This window comes from Streptomyces tuirus, assembly GCF_014701095.1.
In the GTDB taxonomy this organism is placed as follows: Bacteria; Actinomycetota; Actinomycetes; order Streptomycetales; family Streptomycetaceae; genus Streptomyces; species Streptomyces tuirus.
Genome location: NZ_AP023439.1, coordinates 7,226,230 through 7,241,509, shown reverse-complemented (window position 1 = coordinate 7,241,509; position 15,280 = coordinate 7,226,230). Strand labels below are relative to the sequence as shown.

Genomic DNA, 15,280 nt, shown 5'->3' with positions numbered 1-15,280 from the left:
ACACTGGTGTCAATCCTCCGGTGGCTGCCAGGCCGACGAGATCAGGACGCGACTGCCATGAACCACGAGATGCCCACCTCCTCCGGCACCAAGGACGTCGTCTCATCACAGTCCGTGTTCGGCGCGCCCTGTTGGGTCAGCCTGACGAGCCGTGACGTCCAGGCGACCGAGGAGTTCTACGGCGCCGTGCTGGGCTGGCAGTGGCGGCCGGCCAAGCTCGGCGACCGGTTCCGGATCGCGCTGGTCGACGGCTCGCCGGTGGCCGGGATCGCGGGGGTGGCGGCCATGTGGCAGATGGCCGTGGCGTGGACGCCGTACTTCGCGGTGCGCAGCGCGGACGCGGCGGTCGCGCGGGTGCAGGAGCGCATGGGCACGGTCGCGGTCGGTCCGATCTCCCTGCCGCCGGGGCGGGCGGCGCTGCTGGCCGACCGGGACGGGGCGACCTTCGGCATCTGGGAGGGCGACCTCTTCACCGACTGGGAGACCTGGCGCAACGCCCAGCCGGCCTTCATCACGCTCCACACCCGTGACGCCTTCGACGCGGCGATCTTCTACGGCGAGATCCTCGAATGGGCGACGGAGCGGCCCGGCTGCTGCGAGGTCCACTACGAGGGCGGGGAGGTGGTGCTGCGCAGCCGCGGGGACGTGGTGGCCCGGATCGAGTCCGGCGCCCTGGAGGCGGCCCCCGACCCCGCGATCCGGCCGCACTGGCAGGTGCACTTCTCCGTCGACGACGTGGAGGGCTGCGCCCGCGCGGCGGAACTGCACGGCGGCAGCGTCCTGTCCCAGAGCAGCGACGAGGCGGTGCTGCGGGACCACGACGGCGCGCAGTTCACGGTGACCGCGCGCCGCGAGCGCTGACCCGGGCCCGCTCCACGAGCGCCGGCCCGGGCCGCTCCCCTCATTCCGTCCCGCGCGCCGCCCGTGACGGCCGGGACAGCAGGACCAGGCTGCGGGCGTCGACAGTGAGGCCCGTCCCCGCCTTGTGCTCCGCCTCGTCGGGTGTGCCCTCCGGGTCGGCCGTGTCGATGAGGGCCGTCCACCGTTCGCCGTAGGAGGCCTTCGGAAGGCGGAAGTCGACCGGCTCCCAGTGGCTGTTGAGCAGCAGCAGGAACGAGTCGTCGACGACCGGGCGGCCCCACGGGTCGGGTTCGGCGATGGCGTCGCCGTTGAGGAAGACGCCGACGGAGTGCGCGTCGCCGCGCTGCCAGTCGTCGTCGGTCATCTCGCGGGCGTCCGGCGCCAGCCACATCAGGTCGGGCAGCGGCTGGTCCGCCCGGGTCAGGGTCTCGCCGAGGAAGAAGCGGCGCCGGCGCAGTACGGGGTGTCCCGTGCGCAGCCGGATGAGGTACCGGGTGAACTCCAGCAGGTCGCGCTGCTCCTCGGTGAGCCGCCAGTCGATCCAGGAGATCTCGTTGTCCTGGCAGTAGGCGTTGTTGTTGCCGCCCTGGGTGCGCCCGAGTTCGTCGCCGTGCGAGAGCATCGGGATCCCCTGGGACAGCAGCAGCGTGGCGAGGAAGTTGCGCTGCTGGCGCGTGCGCAGCTCCCTGACGGACGGGTCGCGGGTCGCGCCCTCGGCGCCGCAGTTCCAGGACCGGTTGGTGCTCTCGCCGTCCTGGTTGTCCTCGCCGTTGTCCTCGTTGTGCTTGTCGTTGTACGAGACGAGGTCGCGCAGGGTGAAGCCGTCGTGCGCGGTGACGAAGTTGACGCTGGCGCGGGGCCGGCGCCTGCTGTGCTGGTACAGGTCGGAGGAGCCCGTGAGCCGGGAGGCGAACTCGCCGAGGGTGTGGTCCTCGCCGCGCCAGAAGTCGCGGACCGCGTCGCGGTACATGCCGTTCCACTCCGACCACAGCGGCGGGAAGTTGCCCACCTGGTAGCCGCCCTCGCCGACGTCCCACGGCTCGGCGATCAGTTTGACGCGGCTGATCACCGGGTCCTGCTGGATGAGGTCGAAGAACGCCGACAGCCGGTCCACCTCGTGGAACTGCCGGGCGAGCGTCGCCGCGAGGTCGAAGCGGAAGCCGTCGACATGCATCTCGGTCACCCAGTAGCGCAGCGAGTCCATGATCAGCTGAAGGACGTAGGGGTGCCGCATCAGCAGGCTGTTGCCGGTGCCGGTGGTGTCGTAGTAGTGCTCCCAGTCGCCGTCGACCAGGCGGTAGTACGAGGAGTTGTCGATGCCCCGGAAGGACAGCGTGGGGCCCCTCTCGTTGCCCTCGGCGGTGTGGTTGTAGACCACGTCGAGGATCACTTCGAGTCCGGCCGCGTGCAGGGTCTTCACCATCTGCTTGAACTCGGCGACCTGGCCCCCGCGGGTGCCGTGGGCGGCGTAGCCGTTGTGGGGCGCGAAGAAGCCGATGGTGTTGTAGCCCCAGTAGTTGGCCAGGCCGCGGTCGTGCAGCACCCCGTCGTGGACGAACTGGTGGACCGGCATCAGCTCCACGGCCGTCACGCCCAGGGAGGTCAGGTGCTCGACCACCGCGGGGTGCGCCAGCCCGGCGTAGGTGCCCCGGAGTTCCCCGGGCACCTCGGGATGGGTGCGGGTCATGCCCTTGACGTGCGCCTCGTAGATCACGGTGTCGGCGTAGGGCCGGCAGGGCCGGGCGTCGTCGCCCCAGTCGAAGGCCGGGTCGGTCACGACGCCGAGCATGGTGTGCCCGGCGCTGTCGGCCGGGTCGGGGCCGTCGGGGTTGCGCTCGTAGAGCGAGGGGTGGTTGTCGATCTGTCCGTCCACCGCACGGGCGTACGGGTCGAGCAGGAGTTTCGCCGGGTTGCAGCGGTGCCCCGCGGCCGGGGCCCACGGCCCGTGCACGCGGTAGCCGTAGCGCTGGCCGGGGCCGACGCCGGGGAGGTAGCCGTGCCACACGAAGCCGTCGACCTCGTTCAGCGGCACCTGGGTGTGCCTGCCGTCGTCGTCCACGAGGACCAGCTCGACGCGTTCGGCGACCTCGCTGAAGAGCGCGAAGTTGGTGCCCTCCCCGTCGTAGGCCGCACCCAGCGGGTAGGGGCGCCCGCTCCAGGCGGACACCCCTTTCCGAGTCTGCCGGCGCGTCACCGGGCGTCCTCCAGGACGTCGCCCGGAGTACTGGCCGGTCCGGCGAGCTGCGCGACGCGCTCCTCGCGGGGCACGTCGAGACCCTCGCTCTCCCGCGGCGCGGGAGCGGTCGGCACCAGCGGGACGCGCTCACCGGCGCGGGCACGCTGCGAGAACCAGATGACCTTGCTGCCGGTCTCGGTCGCACAGCAGCCCCAGCCGTCGCTCATCGCCGCGAGGTGCTCCAGGCAGCCACGGAGCTCCTGGTCCGGGCGCAGGGCACGGTCGTTGTCCCCGATGGCGGTGATCAGGTGCTGCCCGTTCCACCACATCTCGATCGACGTGTTCTTGTCCGTGGCGTATTCGTCGATGGCCTTGAGCAGCATCTCGGCACCGCCGCAGACGGGCTGGACCAGGTTGTCCAGGTCCCAGAACTTCAGGTGAGCGGCCAGAATGCGGCTGACCTGTCCCACGCGTTCCGGGCTGACTTCCACGTCGAGGTGGTAGTAGCAGGGCACTGCGGTCTTCATCGGTCGGCTCCTCACCGCGAAGCTCAGCTCCTTCTCGCTCCCGCGGAGTGCGGGCGAGCCCCGAACACGGAACGTGAGCGCCTATCGCTTCTGAGTCACCCTCAGCCTGAGGGTGCTAGCCCGTTCGTGCAACACGAGCGCACGGTTGAGGCGGTGTGGCCCACAGGTGAGCGGTCGAGGCGGCCCGAACGGCGCAGCAGAGCCGCCACTGGTTGAAGATCCAACAAGACGCTGCGTCGTCACGCGTGCACCATGTGTGAAGAACTCGATCGCCGTTACGGAATCCGTGCCGCTGTGCGCACGGTCGCCGTCCGACCGTCGGGAGACCGTGCCCCTCGAGCCCCGAAAGGTGATCGGCGCCATGCTGCTACCCGCCAAAGCCGAAGTCGCCCGGCAGTTGCGGCGTTACCGGGCCTGGGAACGCGTGATGCTCGCGGCACCGAACGACCGCACGGTGCGGACCACGTTCGAGGACTCCGGCTACACGCTCTGCGTGCTGATGGGCAAGCGCTGCGCACGGGAGGCGGCGGACGCGGCCGAGCGGTACCTGCGCACCAACCAGGTCACGTATCTGGAGGAGCAGCAGATCACCTGCCTCCAGGAGCAGCACGTCACCTGTCTGCAGGAACCCGTGGAACGGCCTCGTCCGGCCGCGGCGGTCAGACGCAGACCTTCGGCGGCGGAGCGGAGACCTCCGGCAGCCGAGCGGAGATCCACCGCGGGGAGGTAGCGCCCTTTCCGCACTTCTTGTCCCCTGAACCGGGCCCCGCGGCCCGGCTTTCGAGCACGGTGGAGGTGAGGACCATGAGTAGGACCCGGGCCATCGGCCGTATCCCGGTACGGGACGTCCGCCCGGCCGTGGAGAGCGGCAACCGGCCGGCGAAGGCGGTCGTGGGTGAGACGTTCGAGGTCACCGCCACCGTGTTCCGGGAGGGGCACGACGCGGTGGCCGCCAATGTCGTGCTGAAGGACCCCGAGGGCCGTCCCGGCCCGTGGACGCCGATGCGCGAGCTCGCTCCCGGCAGCGACCGGTGGGGCGCCGAGGTCAGCGCGAACGCCGTCGGCCGCTGGTCGTACCGGGTGGAGGCCTGGAGCGACCCGGTGGCCACCTGGCGTCACACGGCGGGCATAAAGGTCCCGGCGGGCATCGACCCGGGCCTGGTCCTGGAGGAGGGCGCGGAGCTCTACGAGCGGGCGGCGGCCGGCGTGCCGAAGGAAGCCGGCCGCGAGGTGCTGCTCGCCGCCGCGGAGGCCTTGCGCGACGACTCGCTGCCCACGGCCGACAGACTCGCGGCGGCGCTGACGCCGGAGGTGGACGCGGTCCTGGAGCGGCATCCGTTGCGGGACCTGGTGACCAGCAGTGAGCCGCTGCCGCTGCTGGTGGAGCGGGAGCGGGCCCTGTACGGCTCGTGGTACGAGTTCTTCCCGCGCTCGGAGGGCACGCCCGAGCAGCCCCACGGCACCTTCCGCACCGCCGCCCGCAGGTTGCCGGCGATCGCGGCGATGGGCTTCGACGTGGTCTACCTGCCGCCGATCCACCCCATCGGGACGACGTTCCGCAAGGGCAGGAACAACACCCTCTCCCCCGGCCCGGACGACGTCGGCGTGCCCTGGGCGATCGGTTCGCCGGAGGGCGGGCACGACGCCGTGCACCCCGACCTGGGCACGCTGGAGGACTTCACCCGGTTCGTCGGGCGGGCGCGGGAGCTGGGCATGGAGGTGGCGCTGGACTTCGCGCTGCAGTGCTCACCGGACCATCCGTGGGTGCAGAAGCATCCGGAGTGGTTCCACCACCGCCCCGACGGCACCATCGCCTACGCGGAGAACCCGCCGAAGAAGTACCAGGACATCTACCCCATCGCCTTCGACGCCGACATGGACGGTCTGGTCGCGGAGACGGTGCGGGTGCTGCGGCACTGGATGGACGCCGGGGTGCGGATCTTCCGGGTGGACAACCCGCACACCAAGCCGGTGGTGTTCTGGGAGCGGGTGATCGGCGAGATCAACCGCACCGACCCCGATGTGATCTTCCTGGCCGAGGCGTTCACCCGGCCGGCGATGATGCACACCCTGGCCCAGATCGGCTTCCAGCAGTCCTACACCTACTTCACCTGGCGCACCTCCAAGCAGGAACTGACCGAGTACCTGACGGAGCTGTCGGGTGAGGCCGCCTCCTACATGCGGCCCAACTTCTTCCCCAACACCCCCGACATCCTGCACGCCTACCTCCAGCACGGCGGCCGTCCCGCCTTCGAGGTCCGGGCCGTGCTCGCCGCGACGCTGTCACCGGCCTGGGGCATCTACTCCGGCTACGAACTGTGCGAGAACACCCCGCTGCGCGAGGGCAGCGAGGAATACCTCGACTCGGAGAAGTACCAGCTCCGGCATCGCGACTGGGCGGCGGCCGAACGCGAGGGCCGCACCATCACCCCGCTGCTCACCCGCCTCAACACCATCCGGCGGGAACACCGGGCACTGCACCAGCTCAGAAACCTCCGCTTCCACCACACCGACAACGACGCGCTCATCGCGTACAGCAAGCGCAGCGGATCCGATGTCGTCGTGGTGGTCGCCAACCTCGACCCGCATCACGCCCAGGAGGGCACGGTCTCGCTCGACATGCCGCAACTCGGCCTGGACTGGCACGAGTCGGTGCCGGTGCGCGACGAGCTCACCGGCGCGACCTACCACTGGAGCAGGAACAACTACGTGCGGCTGGAACCGGGGCGGGCTCCCGCGCACGTCTTTCACGTCCAGTCCCCGCCCGCCGCACACGCGACCCCAGGGGCAGGAACGTCATGACCGTGAACGAGCCCGTGCTGGACACCTTCGAGGACACCCCCGCGAGGGACCGGGATCCTGACTGGTTCAAGCGCGCCGTCTTCTACGAGGTGCTCGTCCGTTCCTTCCAGGACAGCAACGGAGACGGCGTCGGCGACCTCAGGGGCCTGACCGCGAAGCTGGACTACCTCCAGTGGCTCGGCGTCGACTGCCTGTGGCTGCCGCCGTTCTTCAAGTCCCCCCTGCGCGACGGCGGCTACGACGTCTCCGACTACACGGCCGTGCTGCCCGAGTTCGGCGACCTGGCCGACTTCGTGGAGTTCGTCGACGCCGCCCACCAGCGCGGCATGCGCGTGATCATCGACTTCGTCATGAACCACACCAGCGACCAGCACCCGTGGTTCCAGGAGTCGCGCAAGGACCCCGACGGCCCCTACGGCGACTACTACATGTGGGCCGACGACGACAAGGGCTACCCGGACGCCCGGATCATCTTCGTCGACACCGAGACCTCGAACTGGACCTTCGACCCGGTGCGCGGCCAGTACTTCTTCCACCGCTTCTTCTCCCACCAGCCGGACCTCAACTACGAGAACCCGCGCGTCCAGGAGGAGATCCTGGCCGCGCTGAAGTTCTGGCTGGACCTGGGCATCGACGGGTTCCGGCTGGACGCGGTGCCCTATCTCTACGCGGCCGAGGACACCAACTGCGAGAACCTGCCCGCCTCGCACGCGTTCCTCAAGCGCGTCCGCCGCGAGATCGACGCGCAGTACCCGGACACGGTGCTGCTGGCGGAGGCCAACCAGTGGCCCGAGGACGTCGTGGACTACTTCGGCGACTACGCGAGCGGCGGCGACGAGTGCCACATGGCCTTCCACTTCCCGGTCATGCCGCGCATCTTCATGGCCGTACGCCGCGAGTCGCGCTACCCCGTCTCGGAAATCCTGGCCAAGACCCCGGCCATCCCCTCGGGCTGCCAGTGGGGGATGTTCCTGCGCAACCACGACGAGCTGACGCTCGAGATGGTCACCGACGAAGAGCGCGACTACATGTGGGCCGAGTACGCCAAGGACCCCCGCATGCGCGCCAACATCGGCATCCGCAGGCGCCTGGCCCCGCTGCTGGACAACGACCGGCACACCATCGAGCTCTTCACCGCTCTCCTGCTCGCCCTCCCCGGCTCGCCGATCCTGTACTACGGCGACGAGATCGGCATGGGCGACAACATCTGGCTCGGCGACCGGGACGCGGTGCGCACACCGATGCAGTGGACGCCCGACCGCAACGCGGGCTTCTCCACCTGTGACCCGGGCCGCCTCTTCCTCCCGGCGATCATGGACCCGGTCTACGGCCACCAGGTGACCAATGTCGAGGCGTCGATGTCGTCGCCGTCGTCGCTGCTGCACTGGACCCGCCGCATGATCGAGATCCGCAAGCAGAACCCCGCCTTCGGACTCGGCTCGTACACCGAACTGCCCTCCTCCAACCCGGCGGTGCTGGCGTTCCTGCGCGAGTACGAGGACGACCTGGTCCTGTGCGTCAACAACTTCGCGCGGTTCGCGCAGCCCACCGAACTGGACCTGCGCGAGTTCGCGGGGCGGCACCCGGTGGAGCTGTTCGGCGGGGTCCGCTTCCCCGCCATCGGCGAGCTGCCGTACCTGCTGACCCTCGGGGGCCACGGCTTCTACTGGTTCCGGCTCACTCGAGTCGCATCCCGCATCGGCCGGCGACTGTGAGCCTGCGCCGAGACAAGGAGGCGTGACCATGCCGAAGACCGCATCCCTGCGCCCGGACCTCCCGCGTCTGGCCGAGCCCATGGAGTCGCTCGGCGCGCTGCTCCGCGACTGGCTGCCCCGGCAGCGCTGGTTCGCGGGCAAGGACCGGCCGGTCACCGAGCTCGGCCTGCTGTCGATGACCGAGCTCTTCCCGGGCTGTCTGCATCTGCTGGTCCACGCCGGTCATGCCGGCCACACGGGCGTCCCCTCGCCCGGCGGTGCTCCCCCGGCCGGTGACTGCTACCAGCTGCTGCTCGGCGTGCGCGAGCACCCCTCGCCGCGGCTCGGGCGGGCGCTGATCGGGCGGGTGCAGGACGGGTCCCTGGCCGGCCTGACCGTCTACGACGCGCTGCACGACCCCCGGTCGGCCCAGCTGCTGCTGGAGCGGCTGCGGCAACCGGGCACCGCGGGCCCCCTGCGCTTCGACTGCGACCCGGACCAGCGGGTGCCCGCCGGACTGGTGCCGCGGCTGCTGGACGCAGAGCAGTCCAACTCCTCGCTGGTCTACGGCGACGAGTACATCCTGAAGGTCTTCCGGCGCATCCAGCCGGGCGTCAACCCGGACCTGGAGGTGCCGGGCGCGCTGGCCCGCCAGGGCTGTCACCGCGTGCCCGCGCCCGTGGCCTGGTTCCAGACGAACCATCCGTTCAAGGCCACCCTCGGCGTGCTCCAGCCGTATCTGCGGGACGCCTCCGACGGCTGGGCGCTGGGGCTGAACGCGCTGGCCGCCGGGGACGACTTCACGGTCCAGGCCCGGGCGCTGGGCGCGGCCACGGCGGAGGTGCACCTCGCGCTGGCGTCGGCGTTCCCCGTCGGCGGGCCCGGGGAGAACGGGCAGACGGCGGCCGCGATGACCGAGCGGCTGGACGCCGCCGCGCACTGCGTGCCCGCGCTCCAGCCGTTCGTGCCGGGGCTGCGGACCGCGTTCGCGGCGCTCACCAGCTGCGACCCCGGGCCGCCCGCCCAGCGCATCCACGGTGATCTGCACCTGGGTCAGGTGCTGCGGGCGGGGCGCGAGTGGTTCGTCATCGACTTCGAGGGCGAGCCGTCCCGGCCGCTCTCCGAACGGCGCAGCGCCCACTCCCCCGTGCGGGACATCGCCGGGATGCTGCGTTCCTTCGACTACGCCGCCCGGCAGCGCCGCCCCTGGCGCCCGGAGTGGGCCCGCCGCTGTCGCGAGGCCTACTGCGCGGGCTACGCGGCCCGCGCCGGATGGGACCCACGCAAGAAGCACGGCCTGCTCCGCGCCTATGAGACGGACCGGGCCGTGTACGAGGTGCTGTACGAGGCACGGCACCGCCCCGACTGGCTGCCTGTACCGATGGCGGCGATCGAGCGCCTCGCCGTGAGAGGAGACTGAGCCGTGGCCCTGCGCGACACCTCAATCCCGGAGCCGTCCGGCCCGGTCCCGAGCACGACCGCCCCCGCCCTGAGTACCGAGGACCGCGGGCGGCTGCTGGCGGGCGCCCACCACGATCCGCACGCGCTGCTGGGTGCCCACCCGGTGCCCGGCGGGATCGTGTTCCGGGCGCTGCGCCCCTTCGCCCGCGCGGTGAGCGTGGTGATCGACGGCAGACGCACGGCGCTCGTCTCGGAGGGCGACGGCCTGTTCTCGGGCGTCCTGCCGCTCGATGAGATCCCCGCCTACTCGCTGCACGTGGCGTACGAGGGCGGTGAGCAGGAGACGCACGACCCGTACCGCTTCCTGCCCGCGCTCGGCGAGCTCGATCTGCACCTGATCCGCGAGGGCCGGCACGAGGAGCTGTGGACGGCGCTCGGCGCGCAGCCCATGACCCATGAGGGCGTGAGCGGCACCCGGTTCACGGTGTGGGCGCCGAACGCGCAGGGCGTGCGGGTCGCCACGGACTTCACCCACTGGGACGGCACGCAGTTCCCGATGCGGTCCCTGGGCGCCTCGGGCGTGTGGGAGCTGTTCCTGCCGGGCGTCGGCGAGGGGACCGCGTACAAGTTCGAGATCCACTCCCGGTACGGGCACCGCTTCCTGAAGGCCGACCCGATGGCCCGGCGCTGCGAGGAGCCGCCCAACACGGCGTCGATCGTGACGGCCTCGCACTACGAGTGGGGCGACGCCGAGTGGATGGCGCACCGCGCCGACAGGCCCGTGCACGAGGCGCCGTTCTCGGTGTACGAGGTGCACCTGGCGTCGTGGCGGCCGGGGCTGACCTACCGGCAGCTCGCCGAGGAACTCCCGGCGTACGTCAAGGACCTGGGCTTCACGCACGTGGAGCTGATGCCGGTCGCCGAGCACCCCTTCCACGGGTCGTGGGGCTACCAGGTGACGGGGTTCTACGCGCCGACGTCCCGGCTCGGCACGCCGGACGACTTCCGGTTCTTCGTCGACGCCTGCCACCGGGCCGGGATCGGCGTGATCATGGACTGGGTGCCGGCGCACTTCCCGAAGGACGACTGGGCACTGGCCCGGTTCGACGGGGAGCCGCTGTACGAGCCCGGTGACGACCGGCGCGCGGAGCACCCGGACTGGGGCACGTACGAGTTCGACTTCGGCCGCACCGAGGTGCGCAACTTCCTGGTCGCGAACGCCGTGTACTGGTGCGAGGAGTTCCACATCGACGGGCTGCGCGTGGACGCGGTCGCCTCGATGCTCTACCTGGACTACTCGCGCGAGGACGGCCAGTGGGAGCCCAACGCCTACGGCGGCCGGGAGGACCTGGCGGCCATGGGGTTCCTCCAGGAGATGAACGCGACCGTGTACCGGCGGGCCCCGGGCGTGGTCACGATCGCCGAGGAGTCCACCGCCTGGGGCGGCGTGACCCGGCCGACCGACACCGGCGGGCTCGGGTTCGGGCTGAAGTGGAACATGGGGTGGATGCACGATTCGCTGGAGTACATCGCCCACGAGCCGGTGCACCGCAAGTACCACCACCACGAGATGACGTTCTCGATGGTGTACGCCTACAGCGAGAACTACGTGCTGCCGATCTCCCACGACGAGGTCGTGCACGGCAAGCAGGCGCTGGTGTCGAAGATGCCCGGCGACTGGTGGCAGCGGCGCGCCACCCACCGTGCCTACCTCGGGTTCATGTGGGGCCACCCCGGCAAGCAGTTGCTGTTCATGGGGCAGGAGTTCGCGCAGGGGGCCGAGTGGTCGGTGGAGCAGGGGCCGGAGTGGTGGCTGCTCGACGACGGCTACCACTCGGCGGGTGACCACCGGGGCGTGCGCGATCTGGTGCGCGACCTGAACACCGCTTACCGGGAGATGCCGGCGCTGTGGCAGTGCGACACCCGCCCGGAGGGCTTCCGTTGGGTGGCGGTGGACTCGGCCGACGACAACGTCCTCGCGTTCCTGCGCTACGACGCCGAGGGCACCCCGCTGCTGGCGGTGTCGAACTTCTCCCCCGTGGTGCGGCAGGACTACGGCCTGTGGGTGCCGGGTGACGTCGTCGCCTGGGAGGAGCGCCTCAACACCGACGACACACGCTACGGCGGCAGCGGCGTCACCAACCCGGATCCGGTCAAGCCGGAGGACGGCCGGGTCCACCTCACGCTGCCTCCGCTCGCCACGGTGTGGCTGACGCCGTTCGCGATGTGAAGTCCTGCCGCCCCGGCAGGTGTCCCACCCGCCTGTGAGGGGCACTGGGGGTCGTACCACCGGGAACACCCGGTGGTACGGCGCGGCAGGGCACAGAAGGGCGGGCATCAAGTGCGCACCGTGGGAGTGGAGGAGGAACTCCTCCTGGTCGATCCGGAGACCGGGGAACCGCGGGCGCTGTCCGCAGCGGTGCTCGCCCGGGCGGAGAAGGTCGACGCGGATCAGGACGTCTTCGAGAAGGAACTCCACGAGCAGATGCTGGAGTTCGCCACCCATCCGCAGTCGTCCATGGAGAGCCTGCGCGCGGAGATCGTCCGGTGCCGCAAGGAGGCCGCCCGGCACGCGGAGGAGATCGGCTGCACCGTGGCGGCGCTCGCCACCTCACCGCTGCCCGTCAGCCCCGCTGTCAGCGTGAACCGGCGCTACCGGTGGATGGCGGAGCAGTACGGCATCGCCACCCGGGAGCAGCTCGTCATGGGCTGTCATGTGCACGTGTCGGTGGAGTCCGACGAGGAGGGCGTCGCCGTCGTCGACCGGTTGCGGCCGTGGCTTCCGGTGCTGCGGGCGCTCAGCGCGAACTCGCCGTTCTGGCAGGGCGAGGACACCGGGTACAGCAGCTACCGCAGCCGGGTGTGGCTGCGCTGGCCGTCGGCCGGCCCGACCGAGATCTTCGGCTCGGCCGAGCGGTACCACCGGCTGATCGCGGACATGGTGGCCACCGGGGCGATCCTCGACGACGGGATGATCTACTTCGACGCCCGGCTGTCTCGGCAGTACCCGACCGTGGAGCTCCGGGTCTCGGACGTCTGTCTGCACTCCGGCACGGCCGTGCTGATCGCCACGCTCGTCCGCGGGCTGGTGGAGACGGCCGCGCGCGAGTGGCGGGCCGGGCGCGAGCCGCTCGGCCACAGCGTCAGCCTGTTGCGGCTGGCCGACTGGCAGGCCGCCCGGTCCGGCCTCTCGGGCGAGCTGCTGCACCCCGAGACCATGCGGCGGATGCCCGCCGAGGCCGTCGTGCGTGCCCTGCTGGACCATGTCGGGGAGGCCCTCGACAGTACGGGCGACCTTAAGCCGGCCGGCGCGGCCTGCGAGGAACTGCTGCGGGAGGGCAACGGCGCCCAGGTGCAGCGCGCGCTGATGGAGCGCACGGGGAGTCTGCGGGACGTCGTCACCGAGTGCGTCCGCCGGACGCAGACGTAAGCGTTCCGCCCTGCTCGGGCCGGGGGTTCAAAGGATCAGGACGAGGGCGTAGGCCAGGAAGAACGCCGCGATCAGCACCGTGATGACGATGATCACGGCCAGCGGGGCCTTGGCCCAGCCCTTGGTCGGATTGTGGGTCTCCCGGGGCAGCGTTTCCGGCATGCTGCTCTCCGCGGGCGGTGTCTCGCCCGGCGGCACACCGCCGCCGGGCTCCAGACCGGGGGTGCGTTCTGGTTCGGGATCGGGGCTGATGTGAGTCATGTCGTCCGGGTCCCCCGATCACGCCGGGATCATCAGCGGGTCCACTTCCGTATTTTCCGACCCCGAAGGGTCCTGACTCGACTACATTCGAGCACCGCCGATGACGGTACCCGTCGGCAATGTCACACCCCGTACACGTCAGGAGCAGTGCATGCGCGACCTCGCCCTCGCTCCCCCGGCCGTGGCGCCCCTGACCGGCGGGCTCGCCGACAGCGTCTTCGAGACGGCGGACCGCGAGCCGGCCCGGCCGATGCTCGCCCGCCGGGCCGACCCCGTCGCCACGACCTGGGAGGAGGTGACGGCGATCGAGCTGCGCGACCAGGTGGTGGACGTGGCCAAGGGGCTGATCGCCTCCGGGATCGCTCCGGGCCACCGCGTGGCGATCATGGCGCGCACCCGGTTCGAGTGGACGATCCTGTGCTACGCGCTGTGGGCCGTGGGCGCCGAGGTGGTCCCGGTCTACCCGACGTCCTCACGCGACCAGGTGGAGTGGATCCTGCGGGACGCCGGCTGCGTGGCCGTGGTCGTCGAGGACGAACAGGGCGTCATGACGGTCGGCTCGGTGTGCGCGTCCTTGCCGCTGCTGCGGCACGTCTGGCAGCTGGACGCCGGCGCCCTGGAGGAGCTGGCGACCCGCGGGGAGTTCATCCCCATCGCCACGGTCGACTCGATGCGGCGCATCGTGCTGCCGGACTCCACGGCCGTCATCGCCTACACCTCGGGCACCTCCGGGCACGCCATGGGCTGCGCCCTCAGCCACCGCAACCTGGCCGGCCCCTGCGACACGCTGCTGGCGGGCTGGGGGCACACGGCGGCGCCACGCGGGGAGCAGGGCTCCGTCCTCGCGTTCCTGCCCTTCTCGCATGTGTACGGGCTGATGATCCAGGGGCTGTGCGTGCGCGGCGGGCTGCTGATGGGACACCAGGGCGATCTGAGCGGGGAGGCGCTGGCGTCGGCGCTGCGCACCTTCCGGCCGACGTACCTCTACGCGGTGCCGTCGGTCCTCGAGAAGATCTACAAGAACTTCCTGCGCACGGCGCAGCAGGGGGGCCACGGCGGACTGTTCGAGCGGGCCGCGGAGACGGCCCGGGACTTCGCGGCCGCCCTGGAACGCCAGCGGCTGGGCCGCGGCCGCGGGCCCGGCTTCGACCTGCGGATCCAGCACGCTCTGTACGAACGCACGGTGTACCGCCGGCTGCGGGCGGCGCTGGGCGGGCGGGTGCAGCGCGCGACGTCCGGCGGCTCCTCCCTCAGCCGCGACCTGACCCTCTTCTACGAGGGCATCGGCATCTATGTGCATGACGGGTACGGCCTGACGGAGACCGCCGGCGGGGTGACGATGCAGCCGCTCGGCCGGGAGAAGTCGGGGACGGTCGGGCAGGCCCTGCCGGGCATGCAGATCCAGGTGGCCGAGGACGGGGAGATCCTGGTGCGCGGCCCGTCGGTGTTCCAGGGGTATGTGGGCGACCAGGCCGCCACCCGGGCCGCGCTGCGCGGCGGATGGCTCGCCACCGGGGACCTCGGGCGGCTGGACGCGGACGGCTATCTGACCATCACCGGCCGCAAGAAGGACATCATCATCACCAGCAGCGGCAAGAGCGTCGCCCCGCTGGCGCTGGAGCAACGGCTGCGGATGCACCCGCTCATCCACCAGGCCGTCGTCGTGGGGGACAACCGGCCCTGTGTCGGCGCCCTGATCACGCTGGACCCGGAGTTCCTGGCGCACTGGCGGGCCGGGCTGGCGCTGCAGGGCGAGATGCGGGAGGCCCGGGAGGAGAACGCGCTGCGGGAGGAGGTCGCCCGGGCCGTGGCCGCGGCCAACAGCGTCGTGTCGCCGTCGGAGTCGATCCGGGTCTTCCGGGTGCTGCCGGAAGCGTTCGACGTGACCAACGGGCTGCTCACGCCGTCGATGAAGCTGCGCCGGGACGAGATCGTGCGGCACTACGCTTCCGAGATCGACGCGATGTACCAGTCACGCAGGCGTCCGGGGCGGCCGGGCGCCCCGGACCAACCTTCGAGCTGGGACGATTCGGACAACGTGTTCCGGTGAGCCCGCGGACTGACGCGTAGGCCACGCCCACTCGGGAACACGCAACAGTGGCGACGCAAGAGAAAGGACGACAGCCCT

At 71.1% G+C, this 15,280-nt stretch carries 11 protein-coding genes; 8 read left to right on the top strand and 3 right to left on the bottom strand.

What is annotated here, in order from left to right; translation table 11 throughout:
- Nucleotides 1-57: 57 nt before the first annotated feature.
- Nucleotides 58-861 (top strand): VOC family protein, encoded by an 804-nt coding sequence (locus tag IGS69_RS32905; RefSeq protein ID WP_190904091.1) that lies wholly within the window; start codon nt 58-60, stop codon nt 859-861.
- A 40-nt stretch (nt 862-901) separates the two neighbouring features.
- On the opposite strand, the gene glgX is transcribed toward IGS69_RS32905, so the two are convergent.
- Both glgX and IGS69_RS32895 read right to left on the bottom strand, forming a co-directional pair.
- Entirely contained in the window at nt 902-3,055 is a 2,154-nt protein-coding gene (glgX, locus tag IGS69_RS32900; protein ID WP_190904090.1) for a glycogen debranching protein GlgX, read from the bottom strand.
- A complete protein-coding gene (locus IGS69_RS32895; protein WP_190904089.1) occupies nt 3,052-3,564 on the bottom strand; it encodes a pep a2 in 513 nt (170 codons plus the stop codon). Before IGS69_RS32895 ends, glgX begins: the two co-directional genes overlap by 4 nt.
- A gap of 361 nt (nt 3,565-3,925) precedes the next feature.
- On the opposite strand from IGS69_RS32895, the gene IGS69_RS32890 reads away from it, so the two are divergent.
- The 6 genes from IGS69_RS32890 to IGS69_RS32865 all read left to right on the top strand — a co-directional run bounded on the left by IGS69_RS32890 (nt 3,926) and on the right by IGS69_RS32865 (nt 12,891).
- Nucleotides 3,926-4,294: a DUF5133 domain-containing protein gene (locus IGS69_RS32890; protein WP_190904088.1), complete on the top strand. Its 369-nt coding sequence runs from the start codon at nt 3,926-3,928 to the stop codon at nt 4,292-4,294.
- A 74-nt stretch (nt 4,295-4,368) separates the two neighbouring features.
- Complete coding sequence (locus IGS69_RS32885) at nt 4,369-6,366, top strand: alpha-1,4-glucan--maltose-1-phosphate maltosyltransferase (RefSeq protein WP_190904087.1); 1,998 nt, start codon at nt 4,369-4,371, stop codon at nt 6,364-6,366.
- Nucleotides 6,363-8,081, top strand: coding sequence for a maltose alpha-D-glucosyltransferase (gene treS, locus IGS69_RS32880; RefSeq protein ID WP_190904086.1), 1,719 nt, complete (start codon nt 6,363-6,365; stop codon nt 8,079-8,081). The genes IGS69_RS32885 and treS overlap by 4 nt, the downstream gene beginning before the upstream one ends.
- A 28-nt stretch (nt 8,082-8,109) precedes the next feature.
- On the top strand, nt 8,110-9,480 hold the full coding sequence (locus IGS69_RS32875) for a maltokinase N-terminal cap-like domain-containing protein (protein WP_190904085.1): 1,371 nt from the start codon (nt 8,110-8,112) through the stop codon (nt 9,478-9,480).
- 3 nt (nt 9,481-9,483) lie between these two features.
- Nucleotides 9,484-11,691, top strand: coding sequence for a 1,4-alpha-glucan branching enzyme (gene glgB / locus IGS69_RS32870; protein ID WP_190904084.1), 2,208 nt, complete (start codon nt 9,484-9,486; stop codon nt 11,689-11,691).
- A 111-nt stretch (nt 11,692-11,802) separates the two neighbouring features.
- Nucleotides 11,803-12,891: a glutamate--cysteine ligase 2 gene (locus IGS69_RS32865; RefSeq protein ID WP_190904083.1), complete on the top strand. Its 1,089-nt coding sequence runs from the start codon at nt 11,803-11,805 to the stop codon at nt 12,889-12,891.
- Between the two features lie 27 nt (nt 12,892-12,918).
- Here IGS69_RS32865 and IGS69_RS32860 read toward each other — a convergent pair whose 3' ends face one another.
- Nucleotides 12,919-13,152 (bottom strand): DUF6480 family protein, encoded by a 234-nt coding sequence (locus IGS69_RS32860; RefSeq protein ID WP_190904082.1) that lies wholly within the window; start codon nt 13,150-13,152, stop codon nt 12,919-12,921.
- 151 nt (nt 13,153-13,303) lie between these two features.
- Here IGS69_RS32860 and IGS69_RS32855 point away from each other — a divergent pair, with 151 nt between their 5' ends.
- On the top strand, nt 13,304-15,202 hold the full coding sequence (locus IGS69_RS32855; protein WP_190904081.1) for an AMP-dependent synthetase/ligase: 1,899 nt from the start codon (nt 13,304-13,306) through the stop codon (nt 15,200-15,202).
- Nucleotides 15,203-15,280 lie beyond the last annotated feature (78 nt).

Coding starts and splice junctions, on each gene's coding strand:
- IGS69_RS32905 (WP_190904091.1), top strand. CDS start 58: ATGAACCACGAGATGCCCACCTCCTCCGGCACCAAGGACGTCGTCTCA.
- IGS69_RS32895 (WP_190904089.1), bottom strand. CDS start 3,564: ATGAAGACCGCAGTGCCCTGCTACTACCACCTCGACGTGGAAGTCAGC.
- IGS69_RS32890 (WP_190904088.1), top strand. CDS start 3,926: ATGCTGCTACCCGCCAAAGCCGAAGTCGCCCGGCAGTTGCGGCGTTAC.
- IGS69_RS32885 (WP_190904087.1), top strand. CDS start 4,369: ATGAGTAGGACCCGGGCCATCGGCCGTATCCCGGTACGGGACGTCCGC.
- treS (WP_190904086.1), top strand. CDS start 6,363: ATGACCGTGAACGAGCCCGTGCTGGACACCTTCGAGGACACCCCCGCG.
- IGS69_RS32875 (WP_190904085.1), top strand. CDS start 8,110: ATGCCGAAGACCGCATCCCTGCGCCCGGACCTCCCGCGTCTGGCCGAG.
- IGS69_RS32860 (WP_190904082.1), bottom strand. CDS start 13,152: ATGACTCACATCAGCCCCGATCCCGAACCAGAACGCACCCCCGGTCTG.
- IGS69_RS32855 (WP_190904081.1), top strand. CDS start 13,304: ATGCGCGACCTCGCCCTCGCTCCCCCGGCCGTGGCGCCCCTGACCGGC.